At 64.7% G+C, this 23,132-nt stretch carries 15 protein-coding genes and 2 pseudogenes; 13 read left to right on the top strand and 4 right to left on the bottom strand.

Features of this window, described 5'->3' with window-relative positions:
- The first annotated feature begins 72 nt into the window (after positions 1 to 72).
- Genes ACODS1_RS07885 through ACODS1_RS07875 form a run of 3 tightly spaced genes read left to right on the top strand, consistent with a single transcriptional unit; the run spans position 73 to position 2,911 of the window.
- A complete protein-coding gene (locus tag ACODS1_RS07885) occupies positions 73 to 879 on the top strand; it encodes an ABC transporter ATP-binding protein (protein WP_489085341.1) in 807 nt (268 codons plus the stop codon).
- A complete protein-coding gene (locus ACODS1_RS07880; RefSeq protein ID WP_489085197.1) occupies positions 879 to 1,907 on the top strand; it encodes an ABC transporter substrate-binding protein in 1,029 nt (342 codons plus the stop codon). Before ACODS1_RS07885 ends, ACODS1_RS07880 begins: the two co-directional genes overlap by 1 nt.
- Positions 1,904 to 2,911: a FecCD family ABC transporter permease gene (locus ACODS1_RS07875; protein WP_489085196.1), complete on the top strand. Its 1,008-nt coding sequence runs from the start codon at positions 1,904 to 1,906 to the stop codon at positions 2,909 to 2,911. The genes ACODS1_RS07880 and ACODS1_RS07875 overlap by 4 nt, the downstream gene beginning before the upstream one ends.
- A 6-nt stretch (positions 2,912 to 2,917) precedes the next feature.
- Here the strand turns inward: ACODS1_RS07875 and ACODS1_RS07870 are convergent, their stop codons facing one another.
- Together ACODS1_RS07870 and ACODS1_RS07865 are read right to left on the bottom strand one after the other, a co-directional pair.
- The gene (locus tag ACODS1_RS07870; RefSeq protein ID WP_489085340.1) at positions 2,918 to 3,631 is read right to left on the bottom strand and encodes a methyl-accepting chemotaxis protein; all 714 of its coding nucleotides are present in this window, start codon (positions 3,629 to 3,631) and stop codon (positions 2,918 to 2,920) included.
- A gap of 141 nt (positions 3,632 to 3,772) precedes the next feature.
- A pseudogene (locus tag ACODS1_RS07865) lies at positions 3,773 to 4,759 on the bottom strand (methyl-accepting chemotaxis protein); the annotation flags it as partial.
- 564 nt (positions 4,760 to 5,323) lie between these two features.
- Between ACODS1_RS07865 and cfaB the strand changes: the two are divergent.
- From cfaB to ACODS1_RS07825, 8 genes and pseudogenes are all read left to right on the top strand, one after another.
- Positions 5,324 to 6,507: pseudogene (cfaB, locus tag ACODS1_RS07860) on the top strand (C17 cyclopropane fatty acid synthase CfaB).
- Between the two features lie 41 nt (positions 6,508 to 6,548).
- Entirely contained in the window at positions 6,549 to 8,300 is a 1,752-nt protein-coding gene (locus tag ACODS1_RS07855) for a sensor histidine kinase (protein ID WP_489085195.1), read from the top strand.
- A 113-nt stretch (positions 8,301 to 8,413) separates the two neighbouring features.
- Complete coding sequence (locus ACODS1_RS07850; RefSeq protein WP_489085194.1) at positions 8,414 to 9,754, top strand: sigma-54-dependent transcriptional regulator; 1,341 nt, start codon at positions 8,414 to 8,416, stop codon at positions 9,752 to 9,754.
- Between the two features lie 491 nt (positions 9,755 to 10,245).
- On the top strand, positions 10,246 to 11,199 hold the full coding sequence (locus tag ACODS1_RS07845; protein ID WP_489085193.1) for a TAXI family TRAP transporter solute-binding subunit: 954 nt from the start codon (positions 10,246 to 10,248) through the stop codon (positions 11,197 to 11,199).
- Between the two features lie 243 nt (positions 11,200 to 11,442).
- The gene (locus tag ACODS1_RS07840; protein ID WP_489085192.1) at positions 11,443 to 13,470 is read left to right on the top strand and encodes a TRAP transporter permease; all 2,028 of its coding nucleotides are present in this window, start codon (positions 11,443 to 11,445) and stop codon (positions 13,468 to 13,470) included.
- Positions 13,467 to 13,874 carry a DUF1850 domain-containing protein gene (locus ACODS1_RS07835; protein ID WP_322980087.1) on the top strand — a complete coding sequence of 136 codons (408 nt, stop codon included), beginning with the start codon at positions 13,467 to 13,469 and terminating at the stop codon, positions 13,872 to 13,874. The genes ACODS1_RS07840 and ACODS1_RS07835 overlap by 4 nt, the downstream gene beginning before the upstream one ends.
- A gap of 295 nt (positions 13,875 to 14,169) precedes the next feature.
- Positions 14,170 to 16,260, top strand: coding sequence for a TonB-dependent siderophore receptor (locus ACODS1_RS07830; RefSeq protein WP_489085191.1), 2,091 nt, complete (start codon positions 14,170 to 14,172; stop codon positions 16,258 to 16,260).
- Between the two features lie 50 nt (positions 16,261 to 16,310).
- On the top strand, positions 16,311 to 17,522 hold the full coding sequence (locus tag ACODS1_RS07825; protein WP_489085190.1) for a PepSY-associated TM helix domain-containing protein: 1,212 nt from the start codon (positions 16,311 to 16,313) through the stop codon (positions 17,520 to 17,522).
- A 3-nt stretch (positions 17,523 to 17,525) separates the two neighbouring features.
- Here the strand turns inward: ACODS1_RS07825 and cls are convergent, their stop codons facing one another.
- Positions 17,526 to 18,971 carry a cardiolipin synthase gene (cls, locus tag ACODS1_RS07820; protein WP_489085189.1) on the bottom strand — a complete coding sequence of 482 codons (1,446 nt, stop codon included), beginning with the start codon at positions 18,969 to 18,971 and terminating at the stop codon, positions 17,526 to 17,528.
- 282 nt (positions 18,972 to 19,253) lie between these two features.
- Between cls and ACODS1_RS07815 the strand changes: the two genes are divergently transcribed.
- Positions 19,254 to 20,921 carry a BCCT family transporter gene (locus tag ACODS1_RS07815; RefSeq protein WP_489085188.1) on the top strand — a complete coding sequence of 556 codons (1,668 nt, stop codon included), beginning with the start codon at positions 19,254 to 19,256 and terminating at the stop codon, positions 20,919 to 20,921.
- A gap of 192 nt (positions 20,922 to 21,113) precedes the next feature.
- Positions 21,114 to 22,766 carry a BCCT family transporter gene (locus tag ACODS1_RS07810; RefSeq protein ID WP_489085187.1) on the top strand — a complete coding sequence of 551 codons (1,653 nt, stop codon included), beginning with the start codon at positions 21,114 to 21,116 and terminating at the stop codon, positions 22,764 to 22,766.
- A gap of 100 nt (positions 22,767 to 22,866) precedes the next feature.
- Here the strand turns inward: ACODS1_RS07810 and ACODS1_RS07805 are convergent.
- On the bottom strand, positions 22,867 to 23,132 hold a 266-nt coding region (locus tag ACODS1_RS07805; protein ID WP_489085186.1), incomplete at its 5' end, for a hypothetical protein.

Below are 23,132 nucleotides of genomic sequence, written 5' to 3'. Positions count from 1 at the left end.
GTGCCTGTCTCGGCGCGCCGCACGTGGAGAGTTCTTGTGTCAGTGAGTAGCGCCTCGGGCTGGTCGTTCAGCCTGTTCTCGCCGCCCGCGAGCCGCCGTACGGCGGCACCCGAGCCGCGCCTGCGCATCCGTGACCTGGCCTGGTCGCCGGATGGCCAGCGCGCCTTGCTCGAAGCCATCGACCTGGACATCGGTGACGGCGAGCTGCTCGGCCTGATCGGCCCCAACGGCAGCGGCAAGACCAGCCTGCTGCGTTGCGCCTATCGCTTCCAGCGGCCGTGCAGCGGCAGTGTCGAGCTGGGCGGCGAGGCGCTGTGGCAGCGCCCGCCACGCTGGAGCGCGCAGCGCGTGGCCGTGGTGCTGCAGGAATTCCCGCAGGACTTCGGCCTACGTGTGCACGAGGTGGCGGCCATGGGCCGCACGCCGCACAAGGGGCTGTTCGACGGCGACGATAGCGAGGATCAGCGCCTGGTCGATGAGGCGCTGGCGCGGGTCGGCCTGAGCGAGCGGGCGCAGCAGGATTTCGCCCGCCTGTCCGGTGGCGAGAAGCAACGTGCCTTGCTCGCCCGTGCTCTGGTGCAGCAGCCGCAACTGCTGATCCTCGACGAGCCGACCAACCACCTCGATCCGCGTTACCAGATCGAACTGTTACGGCAAATCAAATCGCTGGGGCTGGCGACCTTGGCCAGCTTCCATGACCTGAACCTGGCGGCGGCTTTCTGCGACCGTCTCTGCGTGATCGACCAGGGCCGCCTGGTGGCCGTCGGCACGCCTGCCGAGGTGCTCACTGCCGAGCTGCTGCAACAGGTGTTCGGTGTGCAGGCGCTGGTCGACACCCATCCACTGGCGGGTTACCCGCGTATTACCTGGATCCTTTGATGAAGCGCTCACGAACGGTCGAACCTGTAGGAGCGAGCTCTGCTCGCGAATCGTGGGTAAAGACAAAAGCTTCGCGAGCAAAGCTCGCTCCTACATTCATTGGTGCAATCCTGCTGGCGCTGGCCAGCCCCGTCTGGGCCGTCACCGTCACCAGTTGTGACCGACAAATCACCATCGCCCAGCCGCCGCAACGGGCCGTGAGCCATGACGTGAACATGACCGCCATGCTCCTGGCCCTCGGCCTGAAAGAGCGCATGGCCGGCTACACCGGTATCAGCGGCTGGAAGACCCTCGATCCGAGCATGCGCGAACAGCTCGACGGCCTGCCTGAACTGGCCGCGCGCTATCCGTCGCTGGAAAACCTGCTGGGCGCCGGCACCGATTTCGTCTTTGCCGGCTGGAACTACGGCATGCGCATCGGCGGCGAGGTCACGCCGGCCAGCCTGGAGCGCTTCGGTATCCCGGTGTACGAGCTGAGCGAGTCCTGCGCGCATGTCATGCCGGGACGCGTCGCCAGCCTCGACGATGTCTACACCGATCTGCACAACCTCGGGCGCATCTTCGCCGTCGAGGATCGCGCTGAGGCGCTGGTGCAGGGCATGCAGACGCGGGTGGCGGCGGTGCAGGCGCGCCTGGGTGAACAGCCCAAGCGGCCACGGGTGTTCGTCTACGACAGTGGCGAAGACCTGCCTTTCAGCACCGGGCGCCAGGGCATGCCGCAGCCGCTGATCGAGGCCGCTGGTGGGCGCAACGTGATGGACGGTGTGGCCGGCAGTTGGATCAAGGTGGGCTGGGAATCGGTGGTCGAGCAAGATCCCGAAGTCATCCTGATCGTCGACTACGGCGAGCGCACGGCGGCGCAGAAGCGCGACTTCCTCCTGCAGCACCCGGCGCTGCAGGGTGTCACCGCGATCCGTGAACAACGCTTCGTGGTGCTGCCTTACCTGGCGGTGACGCCGAGCCTGGACAATGCCGCCGCCATCGAGACCCTGGCCGCTGCGCTGCATCCGGAGGCCTTCGCTCGGTGAGTCGTTATCGCCTGCTGTTGCTTGGGCTGGCCGGGCTGCTGGCGTTGTCCTGCGCCTGGTCGCTGGCCTTCGGCGCGGCGCAGGTGCCGCTAGATCGCGTATTGGCGATCCTCGGCCAGCACCTGTTCGGCATCACGCCCGAGATGCCGATCAACAGCGGCCAGGACAGCATCGTCTGGCAACTGCGCGCGCCACGGGTGCTGCTCGGTGCGCTGGTCGGCGCCGGGCTGGCGCTGGTCGGCACCGTGCTGCAGGCGGTGACGCGCAACCCGCTGGCCGATCCGCATCTACTCGGAGTTAGCTCCGGTGCGGCCTTCGGTGCGGTGATCGTGGTGCTCTATCTGGGCGAGTTCGCCGGGCTGCTCAGCCTGCCGTTGGCGGCCTTCATCGGCGCCCTGGCGAGCATGCTGCTGGTACTGGCCATCGCCAGCCGGGGCGGGCGTCTGGAGAGCGACCGCCTGCTGCTGGCCGGGGTGGCGGTGTCGTTCGTGATGATGGCGGCGAGCAACCTGCTGCTGTACCTGGGCAACCCGCATGCGGCCAGCTCGGTGCTGTTCTGGATGCTCGGCGGCCTCGGCCTGGCGCGCTGGGAACTGCTTTGGCTACCGGCGTTGTGCCTGGCCCTGGCCATGATCGTGCTGCTCGGCCTGGGCCGCGCACTCAACGCGCTGATGGCCGGCGAGCAGAGCGCCGTGAGCCTGGGCCTGGAGCCGCGCCGCGTGCGCTTGCTGGTGTTCGTGGTGGCTTCCCTGCTCACCGGCGTGTTGGTGTCGCTGTCCGGCGCCATCGGCTTCGTCGGCCTGATGCTGCCGCATGTGGCGCGCTTTCTGGTCGGCGCTGAGCACCGCCGCGTGTTGCCGGTGGCGGCGCTGCTGGGGGCGCTGTTCCTGGTCTGGATCGATGTCGCCGCGCGCACCTGGCTGGCGCCGCAGGATCTGCCCATCGGCATCGTCACCGCGGCTATCGGCGGGGTGTTCTTCGTGGCCCTGCTCAGGCGCCGCTAGTCGCTTTTACAGACGGAAACGCTGCACCTGGCTTTGCAGCGAGCTGCCGAGGCGTGCCAGCTCCTGGCTGGCCTGGCTGGTCTGCTCGCTGGCGGTGTAGGTCTGCTCGGTGATGCCACGCACGTTGAGCACGCTGCGGTTGATCTCCTCGGCCACCGCACCCTGCTGTTCGGCGGCGGCAGCGATCTGCTGGGTCATGCCCTGAGCGTTGCCGATGCTCGCGGTGATGCTGTGCAGGGCCGCGCCGGCCTGGCGGGCCAGTTCGACGCTGCTGTGGGTCAGGTTGCGGCTGCCTTCCATGCGTTGCACGGCCTTGAGCGTGCCTTGCTGCAGGGCAGCGATCAGCGTCTCGATTTCCTGGGTGGACTGTTGCGTGCGCTGGGCCAGGCCACGGACTTCGTCGGCGACCACGGCGAAACCACGCCCGGCTTCGCCGGCACGCGCTGCCTCGATGGCGGCATTGAGCGCCAGCAGGTTGGTCTGCTCGGCCACCGATTTGATGACATCGAGCATGCCGCCGATACGTCCGCTTTCCTCGGCCAGGGCACTGATGGCCTCGCCGGTCAGCTCCACCTCGCTGGACAGGCTGTCGATCTGGGCGATGGCCTTGTTGACGATCTGCGCACCACTGCTGGCTTCCTGGGCGCTGTGCTCGACCGCGTGCGCCGTTTCCACTGCATTGCGCGCCACGTCCTGCACCGAGGTGGCCATCTCGTGCATGGCGGTGGCCACCTGATCGGTTTCCAGCTTCTGCTCGTTGGCGCCGGCACGGGTCTGCTGGGTGATGGCGGAAAGCTCTTCGGTGGCGCTGGCGATCTGCGCGGCGCCGTCGCCGATATGCCCGATCAACTGCCGCAGGCTGCTGGTCATGGCATTCATGCCTTGCTGCAACTGACCGATCTCGTCACTGCGCTGCACCTGATCCTGATGGCTGAGGTCGCCGCTGGCGATGCGTTGCACGTTGTGTAGCACGCTGCGCAGGGCCGGGACGATCTGCCGGGTGATCAGCAGGGCGCCGACGATGCCGAAGATCAGCGCCAGTGCCAGGCAGCCCAGCAGCATCCCCGAGGCCTGCTGGGTGTCTTCGTTGCGCCGTTGCATCTGGTTGTCATACAGCGCCTGACAGTGCTCGACCATTGCCAGAACCAGCGCATTGGCTTTCTTCTGATCCTGATCGATGCGCAGCAGGGCGGCCTGGTGGGTGTCGAGCGTATCGCGGTAGGTGCGGATGGACTGCTCCATCTCCTGAAACAGTGCGGGCGGCGCATCGCTCAGCGTCGCACGCAGGGGCTGGAGATTGCCCAGGGTCTTGTCGATGGCATCGAGGGTCGACTGGTATTGATCGGTCTTGCCGCTGTAGCTGTAGGCGCGCGTCTCGAAGCGGGCGAAGAGGAACTGCATCTGGATGGTCTTCACCACCTTGTAGCGTGCGTATGTCCGCTCGACGTCCAGTGTGTCGCTACTGACATAGCTGTCCAGCTTGTCCAGGGATGCCAGGGCCTGATCGCCGCTGCTGCGGCGCAAGTTTCGCGACGAGGCGATCTGCTGGTAAGCCCCTTCCATGTCCTTGATCAGCGCCTGGTAGTTGCCCAGCGCCTCGTCCATCTGGGCGATCTTCTGCTGGTTTTCCTGGGTCATGAAATAGCCGCGCAGGTCGGCCAGATTCTGCTCGATGGTGACGATCTGCTGCTTCAGCTCGGCAGCCGCTTTCTCTTCGCCGTTGCTCTGCAGATACGCGGCACGCGCCAGGCGCATGTCCGAGAGATGCTGCATCAACTGGTTGACCGCACTCATGCGATCCATGCGGTAGGACAGGTTGGAGAGGGCGTACCAGCCAGCCGAGAACATCAGAACGCTCATGATCAGCAGCAGGCCGAAGCCGGCGATCAGTTTCTTGGCGACACTCAGGTTTACCAACCAGCGATTCATACGACGTGCTCCTTGAGTGGCGGATGGACGGTGCGTGTGTTCGAGGGCAGGCACACAGCAGTCCAGCACCGATTGAACGGAGCCACGTCAGGATTCTCTTGGCAGCGGATGACTCGTGGAGTCAGGCAGGGAGTCGAGGGCATGGGCAGTCGTTCTTGTTGTCTTATTAGCTTCGATGGTATCGGCCAGGTTTTCTTTATGAGTAGGCGGCTTACCCATCATCTGGCGGCAGGCGCTAGAGGATCGCCCTGACCTGTAGGGTGGAGTCAGCCTTGCGGGACTATGACAGGGCTGGATAAATCGATCCAATGCAATTCTGGCGTCTTTTATTTCTTTTGAAGCATTAATCAGTGCGGCCTGTGCTGCGCTTCTGACGGGTGGTTCAGAGCAGCCTGTTGCCGTTAGTCAGCTTGAGCGAACCTGGCCAGGCATGGCCCGGTCATCTGCTTCAGGTTCCATCACACCTGATCAGGAGGGACGACCATGCTTGCGCAACTGCCCACCGCACTTCGTGACCTGCAACTGCCGCTGCGTCGAAACTGTGGGACGGCAAGCAGATGGATCTGGGGCCGAAACCGCGGCTGACGCTGGTGGTCAAGGATCCCAGCCTGGTTAGCCAACTGGCCCACCCCAGCCTGGATGCGCTGGGCGCGGCCTATGTCGAGGGCCGGGTGGAGCTGGAAGGCCCCATCGAGGCGGCCATCGAGTTGGGCGATGCACTGAGCAGCGCGCTGCTGGGTGACGACAGCGCGCCGGTGGAACTGCACACGGCCCACGACAAGCGCAGCGACGCCGAGGCGATCAGCTACCACTACGACCTGTCCAACGAGTTCTATCGGCTGTGGCTGGATCGCGACATGGTCTACTCCTGCGCCTATTTCGAGACTGGCAAGGAAAGCCTCGACCAGGCCCAGCAGGCGAAGATGCGCCACCTGTGCCGCAAGCTGCGCCTGCAGCCGGGCGACAAGCTGCTCGACGTCGGTTGTGGCTGGGGCGGCCTGGCGCGTTTCGCCGCCCGCGAGTTCGAGGCCGAGGTGTATGGCATCACCCTCAGCCAGGCGCAACTGGAGCTGGGCTTGCAGCGCGTGGCCGAAGAGGATCTGAGCGAGCGCGTGACCCTGGAGCGCCTCGACTACCGCGACCTGCCGCAGGATGGCCGTTTCGACAAGGTGATCAGCGTCGGCATGTTCGAGCATGTCGGTCACGCCAACCTGGCGCTGTATTGCCAGCGTCTGTTCGGCGCGGTCAGGCCCGGCGGGCTGGTGATGAACCACGGCATCACCTCGCGCTTCACCGATGGCCGCCCGGTCGGTCGGGGCGCGGGCGAGTTCATCGACCGCTACGTGTTTCCGCAGGGCGAGCTGCCGCATCTGGTGACCATCGCCACGGCGATCAGCGAAGCCGGGCTGGAGATCGTCGATGTCGAGAGCCTACGCCTGCACTATGCGCGCACGCTGCAGCTGTGGAGCCAGGGCCTGGAGCAGCAACTGGACAAGGCCGCGCAGTGGGTGCCGGCGAAAGCCCTGCGTATCTGGCGCCTGTACCTGGCCGGCTGCGCCTACGGCTTCCAGCATGGCTGGATGAACCTGCACCAGATTCTCGCGGTGAAGCCACGCGAGGACGGCAGCCACGATCTGCCCTGGACGCGTGCCGACCTCTATCGCTGATGCAGTAACATGCGGCTCGTGCCCACCTCCGCGAGCCGCCCATGCCCCTGCTGCAGCGCCCCCGCTACCGCGTTCCGCTCACCGCCCTGGCGATCCTCGTCGGCCTGCTGCTGAGTGCCTGGCTGGGCGGCCGCTATGCGGAGCGCCACGCCTGGGACGAGCGCAGCGTCGAGGCGCGCGGGCAACTGCAGCTCTATGCGCAGTCGATTCGCACCCTGGTCGAGCGCTTCAGCTCGGTGCCCGAGGTGCTGGCGCTGGACAGCGACATCAAGGCGCTGCTGCGTACGCCACATGATCGACAGTTGCGCCAAGCCCTGAACCATCGCCTCGAACGCCTCAATGCCGCAGCGGGCTCGACCGTGCTGTATCTGCTCGACACCCACGGCGACACCCTGGTGGCCAGCAATTGGCGCGACTGGAGCAGTTTCGTCGGCAACAACTACGCCTTTCGTCCGTACTTCCAGGGCGCGTTGCGCAACGAAGGCTCGCGTTACTTCGCGGTGGGGGTCACCACCGGCATTCCCGGCTACTTTCTTTCCCATGTGGTGCGTGACGACGACGGCCGCCTGCTCGGCGTGCTGGTGGTCAAGCTGGAGCTGGAAGAGCTGCAGCGCGAATGGGTCGGCCAGCCTGGCGTGCTGCTGGTGGCCGACAGCTACCAGGTGGTGATCCTGAGCAATCGTCCGGCCTGGCGTTTCCGTGCCCTGCAACCGTTGAACGAGGCGGCGCGCGCCGAGCTGGTGGAGGTGCGCAAGTACGCCGAGCAATCGCTGCAGCCGTTGACCAGCGTGCAGCACCGCCGCATCGACGATGACGCCGAGTGGGCGCGGGTCGACGGCCCGGATGGCAATCGTGATTACCTCTGGCAGCGCCTGCTGATGCCCGAGGAAGGCTGGACGCTGCACCTGCTCAGCGAGCCCTCCGGCCTGGCCGACAGCGTGCGCAGCTATCGCCTGGCCGCCGCCGGGGTGTGGACGACCCTGGCCTTCCTGCTGCTGTTCCTCGTTCAGCGGCGCAAGAACCAGCGCCTGCAGGCCGGCATCCGCGAGCGCCTGGAGCGGGAGGTCGAGCTGCGCACCAGCGAGCTGCGCGAAGCCCAGGAAGGCCTGGTGCATGCCGCCAAGATGGCTGCGCTGGGGCAGATGTCGGCGGCCCTGGCACACGAGATCAACCAGCCGCTGACCGCCCTGCAGATGCAGCTCGGCAGCCTGCGTCTGCTGCTCGATAGCGGCCGCGCGGAGGCCGTGCGCGACGGCCTGCAGCGTGTCGACGGCCTGCTGCAGCGCATGGCCGCGCTGACCGGCCACCTGAAGACCTTCGCCCGCAAGAGCCCGGCAGGCTTGAGCGAACGCCTGAGCCTGGCCGACGTGCTGGAGCAGGCCCTGCAACTGCTGGCGCCCCGCATGCGCAGCGAACAGGTGGAGTTGCGCCGTGAGGTCGATGCCGGGGTGCAGGTGCTGGGCGATGCCATCCGCCTCGAACAGGTGATTCTCAACCTGCTGCACAACGCTCTCGATGCCATGGCCGAGTGCGATGCCCGCGTGCTGCGGGTACGTATCGCCCGTGACGGCGATGACTGCGTGCTGAGCGTCGAGGACAGTGGCGGCGGTATTGCCGAAGAGACGCTGGGGCGCGTCTTCGAGCCTTTCTTCACCACCAAGCCGGTGGGGCAGGGGTTGGGGCTCGGCTTGGCGGTGTCCTACGGCATCGTGCGTGATTTGGGCGGTAGCCTGGAGGCCGACAATGGCGAGCTGGGCGCGGCGTTTACCCTGCGTTTGCCCGCCGCACCGTAATACCGGTGGGAGGGGCTTTAGCCGCGACGGCGATGTCATATGTTCGCGGCTAAAGCCCCTCCCACATAAGCGCGCTCGGGCTACACTGCCTGCCGTTTTGATGAGGAGGTGGCATGAGCGCTCAGGTCATAGTGGTCGACGACGAGGCGGCGATTCGCGAGGCGGTGCAGCAGTGGCTGGAACTGTCCGGTTTCACCGTACGCACCTGCGCCAGCGCGGCCGAGGCCCTGGCTGCGGTGGACCGCGATTACCCCGGTATCGTCGTCAGCGACGTGCGCATGCCCGGCAGTGATGGCCTGCAACTGCTCGACAAGCTGCTGCAGATCGATAGTGACCTGCCGGTGATCCTCATCACTGGCCACGGCGATGTGCCCATGGCCGTGCAGGCGCTGCGCAACGGCGCTTATGACTTCATCGAAAAACCCTTCGCCCCCGAACGCCTGCTCGACAGCGTGCGCCGTGCGCTGGACAAGCGCCGCCTGGTCTGCGAGAACCGCCTGCTGCGCCAGCAGGTGGCGGACAAGGGGCGCATCGAGAGCCAGTTGATCGGCATCTCGCGCCCGATGGAGAACCTGCGCCGGCAGATCCTCGAACTGGCCGGCACCTCGGTCAATGTGCTGATCCGCGGCGAAACCGGTAGCGGCAAGGAGCGCGTGGCGCGCTGCCTGCACGACTTCAGCCCGCGTGCCGACAAGGCTTTCGCCGCCCTCAACTGCGCGGCGATCCCCGAGACCATCTTCGAAAGCGAGCTGTTCGGCCACGAGAGCGGCGCTTTCACCGGCGCTCAGGCGCGGCGCATCGGCCGCATCGAGCATGCCGATGGCGGCACGCTGTTTCTCGATGAGGTGGAAAGCATGCCACTGGCGCAGCAGGTCAAGCTGCTGCGCGTGTTGCAGGAAAAGACCCTGGAACGCCTCGGCTCGAACAAGAGCATCAAGGTCGATCTGCGGGTGATCAGCGCGGCCAAGCCGGATCTGCTCGACGAGGTGAAGGCCGGGCGCTTCCGCGAAGACCTGGTGTATCGCCTGAACGTCGCCACCCTGCATATTCCGCCTCTGCGCGAGCGCCGTGAGGACATTCCCCTGCTGTTCGACCACTTCGCCCACGAGGCTGCCCTGCGCCATGGGCGCGAGGCGCCGCCGCTGGCGCCGAGCGAGCTGGCGCGCCTGCTCGGGCATGATTGGCCGGGCAATGTGCGCGAATTGATCAATGCCGCCGAGCGCCATGCCCTGGGCTTGTCCCGCCCGTCGCCGGACGAGCGTTTTGCCGGCCAGGCGCTGGCCGAGCAGATGGAAGCCTTCGAGGCGCGCTGCCTGCACAACGCCCTGCAGCAATGCCAGGGCAACATCACCGCGGTGATGGAGATGCTGCAACTGCCACGGCGCACCCTCAACGAGAAGATGCAGCGCCACGGGCTGGCGCGCAGCGACTATCTGCCCGCCGGTGAGGAATGAAGCGGGTTCTGCGCTAGCCAGCCTGCCGAGAAAGTTTTTCAGCGTAGCCCGGATGCAATCCGGGTAAACAGCGCGCTCCGGCCCCGGATTGCATCCGGGCTACGTATAGGCGGATTTCTGCCGATGGCTCCGCGGGTATGAGCGGTTTCCCGCTCAGTGACCCCTGAGTCATTTGATAAAACCCCTCTATCTCGGGCCTTTCAGGCGCTGGCACGGCATCTGCTAAAGCAATGTCAGCCGCGCGGTGTCTTGCCGATGCGGCGACCATAAGAACGACAAGAGGTCAGCCCATGAACTGTCATGCCCCCCGCGCCATGCCGCCTGTATTGCCGTGCATGGGCCGCCATCCGACCGCCAACGCTGCGGTACTTGTCCGACGCTGCACCCTGCGCCGCTGATTGCGCGGTACGACTGCGCTCGCCGTGTGCTGCGGAGGGCGTCGTCTACAGTGAACCTCTGCATAAAGCCATAACAACGACGGAGATACTTCCATGCGACTGACCAAGAAATTCGGCCTTTTCGCCGCCGCTGCAGCCCTGACTGCCAGCACTGCCGTGCTCGCTGCGCCGACCTTCATCAACGTGCTCACTGGCGGTACCAGCGGTGTGTACTACCCGATCGGCGTTGCCCTGTCGCAGCTCTATACCACCGGCATCGACGGCGCCAAGACCTCGGTACAGGCCACCAAGGCCTCGGTGGAAAACCTCAACCTGCTGCAGGCTGGCCGTGGTGAACTGGCCTTCGCCCTCGGTGATTCGGTCGCCGACGCCTGGAACGGCGTGGAAGATGCCGGCTTCAAGGCGCCGCTGAAGAAGCTGCGCGCCATCGCCGGTACTTACCCGAACTACATCCAGATCGTCGCCAACGCCGATTCCGGCATCAAGACCCTGGCCGATCTGAAAGGCAAGCGCATCTCCGTGGGTGCACCGAAGTCCGGTACCGAACTCAACGCGCGCGCCATCTTCGCCGCCGCCGGCCTGACCTACAAGGACATGGCTGCGGTGGAGTTCCTGCCCTACGCCGAGTCGGTCGAGCTGATCAAGAACCGCCAGCTGGATGCCACCCTGCAATCCTCTGGTCTGGGCATGGCGGCCATCCGCGACCTGGCCTCGACCATGAAGATCAACTTCGTCTCGATCCCGGCGGATGTCACCGCCAAGATCGGCAACGCCGCCTATCAGCCGGCGACCATCCCGGCCGGCACCTATGACGGTCAGGACGCCGACGTGCCCACCGTGGCCATCACCAACATCCTGGTGAGCCATGAAGGCGTGTCCGACGAGGTGGCCTACCAGATGACCAAGCTGATGTTCGACAACCTCGACCGCCTGGGCAACGCCCACTCCGCGGCCAAGGACATCAAGCTGGAAAACGCTGCCAAGAACCTGCCGATCCCGCTGCACCCAGGCGCCGAGCGTTACTACAAGGAAGTCGGCGCGCTGTAATGCCGAATCAGGCCGCGACATGAGTCGCGGCCTGATCGCTCTGCATCCACGCCGACCTTGCTTTTGTAGGAGCGGCTTCAGCCGCGATGTTTGCGAGCTGATCGCGGCTGAAGCCGCTCCTACAGCGCAAAGACCGGAATGGGCAGAGCTCCCAGAATCGCGAATAAAACCGGCGTTAAACGGCGGTGGGTTTTGTTGGCGAGTCTGTCTCCGCATCCTATGTAGTCATGAGGTTTGCACTCCATGAGTGATCAGAACAACGACCTGGCTGCCAGTCCTTCGGATTGGCCCAAGGCACTCTTTGCCGTCGCGCTGCTGTTTTCCGTCTTCCAGATCATCACGGCGGCCTTCCACCCGGTGTCGACCCAGGTGCTGCGTGCGGTGCACGTGGGCTTCCTGCTGCTGCTGGTGTTCATCAGCTTTCCGGCGCTGGGCAAGGGCCGCCCGTGGCAACCGCTGGCCTGGCTGCTGGGCCTGGCGGGCATGGCCACGGCTTTCTACCAGTGGTACTTCGAGGCGGATCTGATCCAGCGCTCGGGTGACATGACCAGCACCGACATGATCGTCGGCCTGACCCTGATCGTGCTGGTGTTCGAGGCCGCGCGCCGGGTCATGGGCATTGCCCTGCCGATCATCTGCGCGCTGTTTCTCGCCTATGGCCTGCTCGGTCAGTACCTGCCGGGCGACCTGATGCACCGGGGCTACGGCATCGACCAGATCGTCAACCAGCTGTCGTTCGGCACCGAAGGCCTGTACGGCACGCCGACCTACGTCTCGGCCACCTACATCTTCCTATTCATCCTGTTCGGCGCCTTCCTCGAGCAGGCCGGGATGATCAAGCTGTTCACCGATTTCGCCATGGGCCTGTTCGGCCATAAGCTGGGCGGCCCGGCCAAGGTCTCGGTGGTCTCGTCCGCGCTGATGGGCACCATCACCGGCTCCGGCGTGGCCAACGTGGTCACTACCGGGCAGTTCACCATCCCGCTGATGAAGCGCTTCGGCTACAAGCCGGCCTTCGCCGGTGGCGTCGAAGCGACCTCGTCGATGGGCAGCCAGATCATGCCGCCGATCATGGGCGCCGTGGCCTTCATCATGGCCGAGACCATCAACGTGCCGTTCTTCGAGGTGGCCAAGGCCGCGCTGGTTCCGGCGCTGCTGTACTTCGGTTCGGTGTTCTGGATGGTTCATCTGGAGGCCAAGCGCGCCAACCTGCGCGGCCTACCCAAGGATGAATGCCCGAACCCCTGGAAGGCCGTGCGTGAGCGCTGGTTCCTGCTGATCCCGCTGGCCATTCTGGTCTACCTGCTGTTCTCCGGGCGCACGCCGCTGTTCTCCGGCACCGTCGGCCTGGCGCTGACCGCCATGGTCATCCTCGGCTCGGCGATCATCCTGCAGGTGTCGTCCAAGGCCATGCGCTTCGCCTTCTGGATCGCCCTCGGCGTGCTCTGCGCCGGTTTCTTCCAGCTCGGCATCGGCGTGGTGTTTGGCGTCATCGCGGCGCTGGTGGCGGTGTGCTGGTTCGTCAAGGGCGGTCGCGACACCCTGACTCTGTGCCTGCACGCACTGGTCGAAGGCGCGCGGCATGCGGTGCCGGTGGGGATCGCCTGCGCCCTGGTCGGGGTGATCATCGGTGTGGTGTCGCTGACCGGGGTCGCGTCCACCTTCGCCGGCTACATCCTCGCCATCGGTCAGGACAACCTGTTCCTCTCGCTGGTGCTGACCATGCTCACCTGCCTGGTGCTGGGCATGGGCATCCCGACCATTCCCAACTACATCATCACCAGTTCCATCGCTGCCCCGGCGCTGCTCGATCTGGGAGTACCCTTGATCGTCTCGCACATGTTCGTCTTCTACTTCGGCATCATGGCCGACCTCACCCCGCCGGTGGCGCTGGCCTGCTTCGCTGCCGCGCCGATCGCCAAGGAGACGGGTCTGAAGATCAGCCTGTGGGCCGTACGTATCGCCGTGGCCGGTTTCGTCGTGCCCTTCATGGCGGTCTATTCGCCCGCCCTGATGCTGCAGGGCGACAGCCTGTTGGCAACGGTCTACGTGGTGTTCAAGGCGGTACTGGCTATCGGTCTGCTCGGCGCAATCTTCACCGGCTACCTGCAGGCCAAGCTGAGCTGGTGGGAGCGCCTGCTGGGCTTCGCCGCCGGTGCCAGCCTGATCCTGGCCACGCCGTCGAGCGATGAAATCGGCTTCGCCCTCAGCGCGCTGTTCATCGCTCAGCATCTGTGGCGCGCGCGACGCGCCCAGGTGGCGACGGCGTGATCGGCCTGTGCCTGGGGATGGCCGGCGTGGTGTGGGCATCGCTGCCCACGCCCGCGTTCACCCTGGCCTGGAACCACACCATCGAGAAGATCCGCTGGGAAGAGGATTACCGCGTCAGCGCCGAGGGTTTGATCCTCGGCGAGGCGCGGGTCAAAGGCTCGGGCGCCGGGATGGAGATTCCTGACGGCGCCGAACTGCGCAATGGCAGCTGGCACTACCAGCGTCAGCTACCGCCCTTGCAACCCCTGCGCGTTGGGCGCACGCCCGAAGCGGGGGATTACCAACTGTGTATCGACCAGCGTTGTCGCCCGATGAGCGACTGGCTCGGCCCGCCAAAAGCGAGCCAGCCGGCGTTGGAACTCTGGAGCTGTGAGCTGAGCACCCCCGCACCCTCAGCGGGTTAGGTTCGCCAGCGCGAACCAGGCTCCCGGCGCCACAAGCGTCGGCGCAAAGAAGAAACCCCCATACGGTGCGAGCCTGTGGGGGTTTTGTTCGTTTGGGCCGTCGATTCCTGTCAGAGAGGCTCTGCTCATTCGAGAAATTAGAGCAAATGCAAATAATTAGCGTTGACCAATAGAGGATCTGCTGTGACCATATTGAGGATAATCATTAGCATTTGCGTTGTGCAGATGCGCCAGTGAGGCAAAGGCTGCAAAGGGACTGTCAGCAGCAATCGACAGCGCATCAGGAGACCGTCCCTTGTTCAGTAAAAAGACCCATCTGGCCGTGGCCGTCGCGGCAGCTTGCAGCTTCAACCAGGCCTTGGCCGACGAGCAGCAGAGCATGGAACTCCAGGCCATATCCGTGGTGGGCAGCGGCGAGATGTCCGATACCGACAGCTACAAAGCCAAGCGCAGCAGCGCCGCGACCAAGCTCGATCTGACGCCACGGCAGACGCCGCAGGCGGTTTCCACCATTACCGAAGCGCAACTGCGCGACTTCCAGCTCACCAGCGTCAACGATGCGCTCAAGGCAGCGCCAGGCGTGCAGGTGCAGGAAGTCGAGACGGATCGCACCTACTACACCGCGCGTGGCTTCGACATCACCAACTTTCAGTACGACGGCATCTCCGTGCCCTTCGTCTACGGCAACGTCGAGGGTGATCTGGACACCGCCATGTACGAGCGAGTCGAGGTCATTCGCGGTGCCAACGGCCTGATCTCCGGCACTGGCAACCCGTCGGCGACGGTCAACTTCGTGCGCAAGCGACCGACCGTCACGCCCAAGGCGCGGGTCGACCTGACCGCCGGCTCCTGGGACAAGCGCCGCATCGACACCGACGTATCCGGTGCGCTCAATGACGCTGGTACGGTGCGCGGGCGCCTGGTGTACGCCAACGAAAACAAGAACTCCTACCTCGACCGCTACTCGCGTGAGAAGAACGTGTTCCATGGCGTGCTGGATTTCGATCTGGACGACAGCACCGTCTTTACCCTGGGCCATACCCTGCAGACCAGCGATGCCAACTCGCCGATGTGGGGGGCATTGCCGCTGAATTACACCGATGGTTCGAAAACCCACTACTCGCGTTCCACCAGTACGTCGGCTGATTGGGCCTACTGGGACGTCAAGGAGAACCGCACCTTCGCCGAGCTGGCGCACAGCTTCGCCAACGACTGGCAGGCCAAGGCGGTGCTGACGCGGGTGGAGAAGAAGGGCGACGGCTCTCTGTTCTACATGGCGGGCACGCCGAACAGGGAGACCGGCCTAGGGCTGACCAGCTATCCCTCCGAGTACAAGGACGAGAACAAGCAACTGATCGTCGACCTGCAGGCCAGTGGCCCATTCAGCCTTGCCGGGCGCCAGCATGAGGCCGCGCTTGGGGCCAGTTGGTCGCGCTCGGAACTGAGCGATATCTCCTATTACGACTCGACCACCGGCAGTGCGTTGCCGCCCCTGGACGACTGGAATGGAGACATCGGCAGACCCTTGAACGATCAGCCCACTCGGGGCAGTGATTTCACTGATCGCATGAAGAGTGTCTACGGCGCAGCCCGCTGGAGTCTGACCGATGACCTCAGTCTTATCACTGGCACCCGAGTGGTCGATGTGAAGAGTGATGGCAACAACTACGGTGCGGACAAGTCGTCGAAGAACAGCGGCAAGGTGGTGCCCTATGCCGGTCTGGTTTACGACCTCACCGATGAGTACTCGGTCTATGCCAGCTACACCGAAATCTTCGATCCGCAGACCAAGACCGATATCACAGGCTCTCGCCTGGCACCGGTCGAGGGCGTGAACTACGAGGTGGGGGTGAAGGGCGAGCTGTTCGACGACCGGGTCAACGTGGCTCTGGCGGTGTTTCGTACCGAGCAGGACAACTTTGCCGAACAAGCGGGAACGGATGCGGGTCGCGCTTACTACCGTGCGGTGGAGGGGCTGACCAGCGAAGGGTACGAGCTGGAGTTCTCCGGCGAACCGGTGCAGGGATTACAGCTCAGCGCGGGCTATACCTTCGTCGATATCACCAATGCCGATGGCTCGCATGGTGTGACCTATTCGCCCAAGCACATGGTCAAGACAGCGGCCACCTACCGTGTACCCGGCCTGGAAAAGCTCAAGGTGGGGGGCGCCATGCGCTGGCAGGACGATATTCGCAACGGTATCGCCGAGCAGGATGCCTACGCCGTGGTCGACCTGATGGCCAGCTACGACATCGACCGTAACTGGAGCGTGTCGGCCAACCTCAACAACGTCACCAACGAGAAGTACCTGACCAGCCTGTACTGGACTCAGGCCTATTACGGCGCGCCACGTAACGTCAGCGCCACCCTGACCTGGAAGTACTGAGCGAACGGGCCGCTCGCTGCAGCGGCCCGCACGTTCGACGAGAGACTGTCATGCGCCCGATTCTGGTACTGCTGCACCGCTGGTGCGGTCTATTCATCGCCCTGTTCCTGTTCACCGCCGGTCTGACCGGCGCGATCATTTCCTGGGATCACGAGCTGGACGAGTGGCTCAATCCGCACCTGTTCGACGCGCAAAGCGCAGGGCCAGCGCAGGAACCGCTGCAACTGGCCGATGCTCTGGAGGCGCGTGATCCGCGTCTGCAGGTGAGCTTCATGCCGCTGGCGCTGGAACCGGGCCATGCGCTGAATATCTTCGTCGATCCGCGCATCGATCCGGCCGCCGGCAAGGCTTACACGCTGGGCTTCAACCAGCTCGGCATCGATCCGGTCAGTGGTGATGTCCAGGGCCAGCGCGAGTGGGGCGCGATCTCCCTGAGCCGGGAGAACCTGCTGCCATTTCTCTACAAGCTGCACTACAGCCTGCATATCCCGGATGGTTTCGGTATCGAGTTGGGCATGTTGGTCTTCGGCATCGTCGCCATCGTCTGGTTTCTGGACTGCTTCGTGGCGCTGTGGCTGTCGTTTCCCAACTGGCGCAGTTGGCGCAAGTCGTTGGCCTTTCGCTGGCGTCAGGGCGGCTACAAGCTGAACTTTGACCTGCACCGCTCCGGCGGCGTATGGATCTGGCTGCTGCTGTTGATCCTGGCGGTCACTTCGGTATCGATGAACCTCGAACGCCAGGTGGTGCGCCCCTTGGTGGAGCTGGTTTCGCCGCTGACGCCGAGCCCTTTCGCCAGCCGTACGCCGGTGACGCTGGACAAGCAGATCGTGCCGCAGATCGACCGTCGCGAGGCCATCGCCATCGCCGCAGCCGAGGCCAAACGCCTGGGCTGGCAGGCGCCGCCCGGCGGCCTGTTCCATTCCGCCGAGTTCGGCGTCTATGGCGTCGGCTTTTATGCGCCCGGCGAGGATCACGGCGATGCCGGCCTGGGCAACCCGTGGATCTATGTCGACAGCCGCAGCGGCGAACTGGCCGGCGCCCATGTGCCGGGTACCGGCAGCGCTGGGGATATCTTCCTGCAGGCGCAGTTCCCGCTGCACTCGGGGCGCATCATCGGTCTGCCGGGGCGCATCCTGGTGTCGCTGCTGGGCCTGGCGGTGGCCGGCCTGTCGCTGACCGGGCTGGTGATCTGGGCGAAGAAGCGCCGCTCGCGGATGCTCGCCGAGCAGCGCAGTCGGGCGACGGCGCAGCTCGTCGGTTGAGCGTCAGAGGATCGGCGAGATCAGCCGCGCCACGCGCATGCCCAGCTGTTGCAGGCGGTGCAGGTTGCGGCGGTCGGCATTGACCAGCTCGCGTGAGCGGCTGAAGTCCGCTTCCAGCATGCTGGCGACCTGCGCATTGAAGGCCTCGTCGAAGGTCAGCAGGCTGGCCTCGAAATTCAGGCGGAAGGAGCGGTTGTCCAGGTTGGCGCTGCCCAGCACGCAGGCATCGTGATCGATCAGCAGGGCCTTCTGGTGCAGGAAGCCCGGTTGGTAACGGAAGATTCTCACTCCGGCGCGCAGTGCCTCGAAGGCATACAGGCTGGAGGCGGCATAGACGATGCGGTGGTCGGGGCGTGACGGCAGCAGCAGGCGCACATCGACGCCGCGCATCACCGCCAGGCGCAGGGCCGCAGACAAGGCTTCGTCGGGGACGAAATAGGGGCTGCTCAGCCACACCCGTTCGCGCGCTGCGTGGATCGCTTCGACGAACAGCAGCGAGCAGGTTTCCTGCGCGTCGGCCGGGCCGCTGGCAATCACCTGGCAGAGCAGGCCGGGGTCGTCCTGTTTGCTTGGCAGCAGCAGTGGTGGCAGCTTGCGGCAGGCCCAGTACCAGTCTTCGGCGAAGGCTTCCTGCAGGCTCGCCACCACGGGCCCGAGCACTTCTACGTGGGTGTCGCGCCAGGGCGCCAGGGGTGGCTTCTGCCCGAGGTATTCGATGCCGACGTTGAGCCCGCCGAGAAAGCCGATCTCGCCGTCGACCACGACGATCTTGCGGTGGTTGCGAAAATTCAGCTGGAAGCGATTGAACAGCCCGGCGCGCGTCGGGAAGGCATGCACCTGCACGCCGCCCCGACGCAGATGATCGATGTAGGCACGGGGCAGCGAGTGGCTGCCAACGCCGTCGTACAGCACGTGCACCTGCACGCCAGCGGCAGCACGCTCCAGCAGCACGTCGCGCAGGCGCTGGCCGAGCGCATCGTCGCGGATGATGAAGAACTGCAGCAGGATCACCTGCCGAGCGCTGGCCAGTGCGGCAAAGATCGCTTCGAAGGTGGCCTCGCCATCGATCAGCAACTGTACGCGGTTGCCCGTCAGACCCGGCAGATGTGACAGGCGCGGTAGCGCACGCAGGCGCTCGTAGGCAGGGGACAGGTGCGCGGCCTTGGCTTCCTCGACCCAGGGGCGCCAATCCTGCTCGGCCATTGCCAGGCGCATTTCCCTGTCGGCCTGGCGCCGGGCGCGCACGTAGGCATCGAAACGGCTGCGACCGAACACCAGATACGGCAGCAGCGTCAGGTAGGGCATGAAGAACAGCGACAGGCCCCAGGCCAGGGCGCCCTGCGCGGTGCGCACGGTGAGCACCGCGTGAATGGCCGCGAGTACGCCCAGGGTGTGAATGACGGCGATCAGGTAGGCGAACAGGTGGGGAATGCCGAAATCCGCGGGCATGCAGCGTCTTCCTTTGCACGAGCTGTAAGCAGCTGACCACGTGGGGTGCGTAGCGTTCGCGACCATCCTGCCATGCCCGTGTGGGCAATGGCAGAGGCGGGCAAAAAGCCATCTGCTGGGGAATTATTCGGGGCTTTCACGTGTCTTGGATTCTGAGTGAGCGGAATTCATGTGTTACCCTTTTCGGTTCGACCTACTCGTCGGTCGACTTCAACTGGAGGAGGGCATTCGTCCTGTTCACGCTCGTCTAGCGAGTCAAACGCATCAAGGAGCACGCCAACCATGGGAAACGTCCCTTCGCATGACACGACCCCGCCACCCGCAGCGGAAATTCAAGAGGGCATCCCGGCACCGACCGGTGAGGCCAACCTGATCGACACCGATTACGTCATCGGTCAGGACAACATTCAGGGGCAGTTCGTCTTCTCCCTGGACATTCACGGCAAGGTCTTCACCATCTCCGCGCTGGTCGCGGTGATCTTCGTGGTGCTGGCCCTGGCCCTGCAGAACCAGATCGAGCCGCTGTTCAGCGGTGTACGTGACTGGCTCACCCACCACATGGCCTGGTTCTTCATCGGTGCCGCCAACATCTTCGTCCTGCTCTGTATCGGCTTGATCTTCTCGCCCTTGGGCCGAGTGCGCATCGGTGGCAAGGACGCGACGCCCGACTACACCTACATGGGCTGGTTCTCCATGCTGTTTGCCGCTGGCATGGGCATCGGTCTGATGTTCTATGGCGTTTCCGAGCCGATGTCGCACTACAGTTCGGCAATGGGCGGCATCACCGTTGGAGCCGATGGTGTGCGCACGGACTGGGCGCCGCTCGGTGGTGCTCAGGGCAATGCCGAGGAGGCCGTGCGCCTGGGCATGGCCGCGACCATCTTCCACTGGGGTCTGCACCCCTGGGCGATCTACGCCATCGTCGCCCTGGCGCTGGCGCTGTTCTCCTTCAACAAGGGCCTGCCGCTGTCGATCCGTTCGATCTTCTACCCGATTCTCGGTGAGCGCGTCTGGGGCTGGCCGGGGCATGTGGTCGACATCCTCGCGGTGTTCGCCACGCTGTTCGGCCTGGTCACCTCGCTGGGCCTCGGTGCCGAGCAGGCGGCTGCCGGCCTGGAGTACCTGTTCGGCATTCCCGCCACGGACATGACCAAGGTGCTGTTGATCGTGGCCATCACCCTGATCGCCCTGGCTTCGGTCGTTGCCGGTCTGGACAAGGGTGTCAAGCGCCTGTCGGAGATCAACATGGCCCTAGCCCTGGCCTTGTTGCTTTTCGTGATCATCGTCGGGCCGACCCTGGTGATCTTCACCGACTTCTTCAAGAACCTCGGCGCCTACCTGCAATACCTGCCGGCGCTGGCCAACCCGGTGGGGCGTGAGGACGTCAACTTCAGCCAGGGCTGGACCGCCTTCTACTGGGCCTGGTGGATCAGTTGGTCGCCGTTCGTGGGCATGTTCATCGCGCGGGTCAGCCGTGGCCGCAGCGTGCGTGAGTTCCTCGTCGCCGTGCTGCTGGTGCCGTCGCTGGTGTCGGTGCTGTGGATGACCGCTTTCGGTGGTACCGCGATCAACCAGTTGCTGGTCGATGGCTTTACCGGTGCGCAGGACGCCGGCCTGGAGCTGAAGCTGTTCAGCATGCTCGGCGAGATGCCGCTGACCGGCATCACCTCGTTCATCGGCATCGTGCTGGTGGTGGTGTTCTTCATCACCTCGTCGGACTCCGGCTCGCTGGTGATCGACACCATCACCGCCGGCGGCAAGGTCAATGCGCCGGTACCGCAGCGCGTGTTCTGGGCCAGCATCGAAGGCGTCATCGCCATCGCCCTGCTGCTCGGCGGCGGCCTGGTGGCGCTGCAGGCCATGGCGGTGTCGACGGGGCTGCCGTTCACCATCGTGTTGCTGGTGGGCTGCATTTCCATCGTCAAGGGGCTGATGAGCGAACCACGCTGACGCGCCCGTCGGCTGGATGAAAAGAGCGCGCCTTCGGGCGCGTTTTTTCATTCCCGCCTGGCGGTCGCTAATGGGAAAGCCCGCGCCGCTTGCGCAGCGCAGGGCCGATTTTCCTTCTGATAGCGTCTGCATCCGCGTATAGCAGCGGCAATCGCCGCATTGCTCGCGAATAAAAAAAGAAGGAGCAGCCCCTTGAGCCAAGGCCCCGCGTCACGCAAGAACGACTCAACAGCAGACGGTATTCCCGCCCCAAGTGGCGCGGCAAATCTCATCGACACCGATTACGTGGTCGGCCAGGACAACATCCGTGGCCGCTATCTGGTCAATCTGGATATCCACGGTGTGGTGTTCCTGGTATCGGCCGTTGCCGCACTGGTTTTCGTCACCCTGGCCATGGCCATGCACGATCAGGTCGAACCCCTGTTCAAGTCCGTGCGTGACTGGCTGACCGTACACCTTTCCTGGTTCTTCATCGGCTCGGCCAACATCTTCGTGCTGTTGTGCCTGGGTCTGATCGTTTCTCCGTTGGGCAAGGTACGTCTTGGCGGCACCCTGGCCCGCCCCGACTACTCCTATTTCTCCTGGTTCGCCATGTTGTTCGCGGCGGGCATGGGCATTGGCCTGATGTTCTACGGCGTTGCCGAGCCGATGTCGCACTACGGCACCGCCCTGGGCGGTACGGTGGTCGATGCCAATGGCGTGCGCACCGACTGGGCACCGCTGGGCGGGGCTGCCGGCGACTCCGCTGAAGCGGCGCGTCTGAGCATGGCCACCACCATTTTCCACTGGGGCCTGCACCCCTGGGCGATCTACGCCATCGTCGCCCTGGCGCTGGGTCTGTTCGCCTTCAACAAAGGCTTGCCGCTGTCGTTCCGCTCGATCTTCTTCCCGCTGCTCGGTGAGCGCGTGTGGGGCTGGCCAGGCCACATCATCGACATCCTGGCGGTATTCGCCACCCTGTTCGGTCTGGTGACCTCGCTGGGTCTGGGTGCCGAGCAAGCCACGGCGGGCCTGCATGTGTTGTTCGGCCTGCCGGCCGATACCACCACCAAGGTCGTGCTGATCGCCGTGATCACCCTGATCGCGCTGTGCTCGGTGGTGACCGGCGTAGACAAGGGTGTGAAGATCCTCTCCGAACTCAACATGGGTCTGGCCCTGGTGCTGCTGCTGTTCGTGCTGATCGCCGGCCCCACCGCGCTGCTGCTGAGTGGTGTGCTGGACAACCTCGGCGCTTACTTGCAATACCTGCCGGCGCTGTCCAACCCGGTCGGTCGTGAAGACGCCAACTTCAGCCAAGGCTGGACGGCCTTCTACTGGGCCTGGTGGATCAGCTGGTCGCCGTTCGTGGGCATGTTCATCGCGCGCGTCAGCCGTGGCCGTACCGTGCGTGAATTCCTCACTGCCGTGCTGCTGGTACCGTCGCTGGTTTCGGTGATCTGGATGAGCACCTTCGGTGGCACCGCGCTGCACCAGGCCCTGGGTGGTCTGACCGAGCTGAGCCAGGCTGCGCTGGAGCTGAAGATGTTCGTCATGCTCGATCAGTTGCCGATCAGCGCCATCAGCTCGTTCGCTGCCATCGTCCTGGTCGTGCTGTTCTTCATCACCTCGTCGGACTCCGGTTCGCTGGTGATCGACACCATCACCGCAGGCGGCAAGATCAACTCGCCGGTTTCGCAGAAGGTGTTCTGGGTGGTCATGGAAGGTGCGCTGGCTGTGGCACTGCTGCTCGGCGGTGGCCTGGTGGCCCTGCAGGCCATGGCGGTGTCCACCGGTCTGCCGTTCACCATCGTGCTGCTGGTCGGCTGCGTGGCGATCATCAAAGGGCTGATGAGCGAACCGCGCTAAGCAGTAAGCCGGTGCCGCTGTCGGCGGCCTTGGCCCGATACAACGCCTCTATCTCGGGATAGGGGCGTTGTCGTTTATGGGCGTTGAGCATGGATGAGCGTCACTGCTCAAGGCTGGAGACTTGGTGCATGGCGTGGGCTAGCAGGGGCTGTTTGATTGATACCGGATTGGCAAATTTGTGTTGATGTTTTGGATATCTGTTCCGAATTGCCGCGTTTTTGTTGATGTTTCTGGTTTCGCCCTCCCGGGCGAGTGACTTTTGACGGGCAAAAGTAACCAAAACCCTCCGCCCGTTCATCCGGCCCTGGCTGCGCCAGGGTTCGCTCACTCCATCGTCGTTCCAGAGGCCCGCCGCGGTGGGCCATC

Source organism: Pseudomonas sp. FG29, from assembly GCF_057809355.1.
This window is presented reverse-complemented; position numbering and strand designations above follow the sequence as displayed.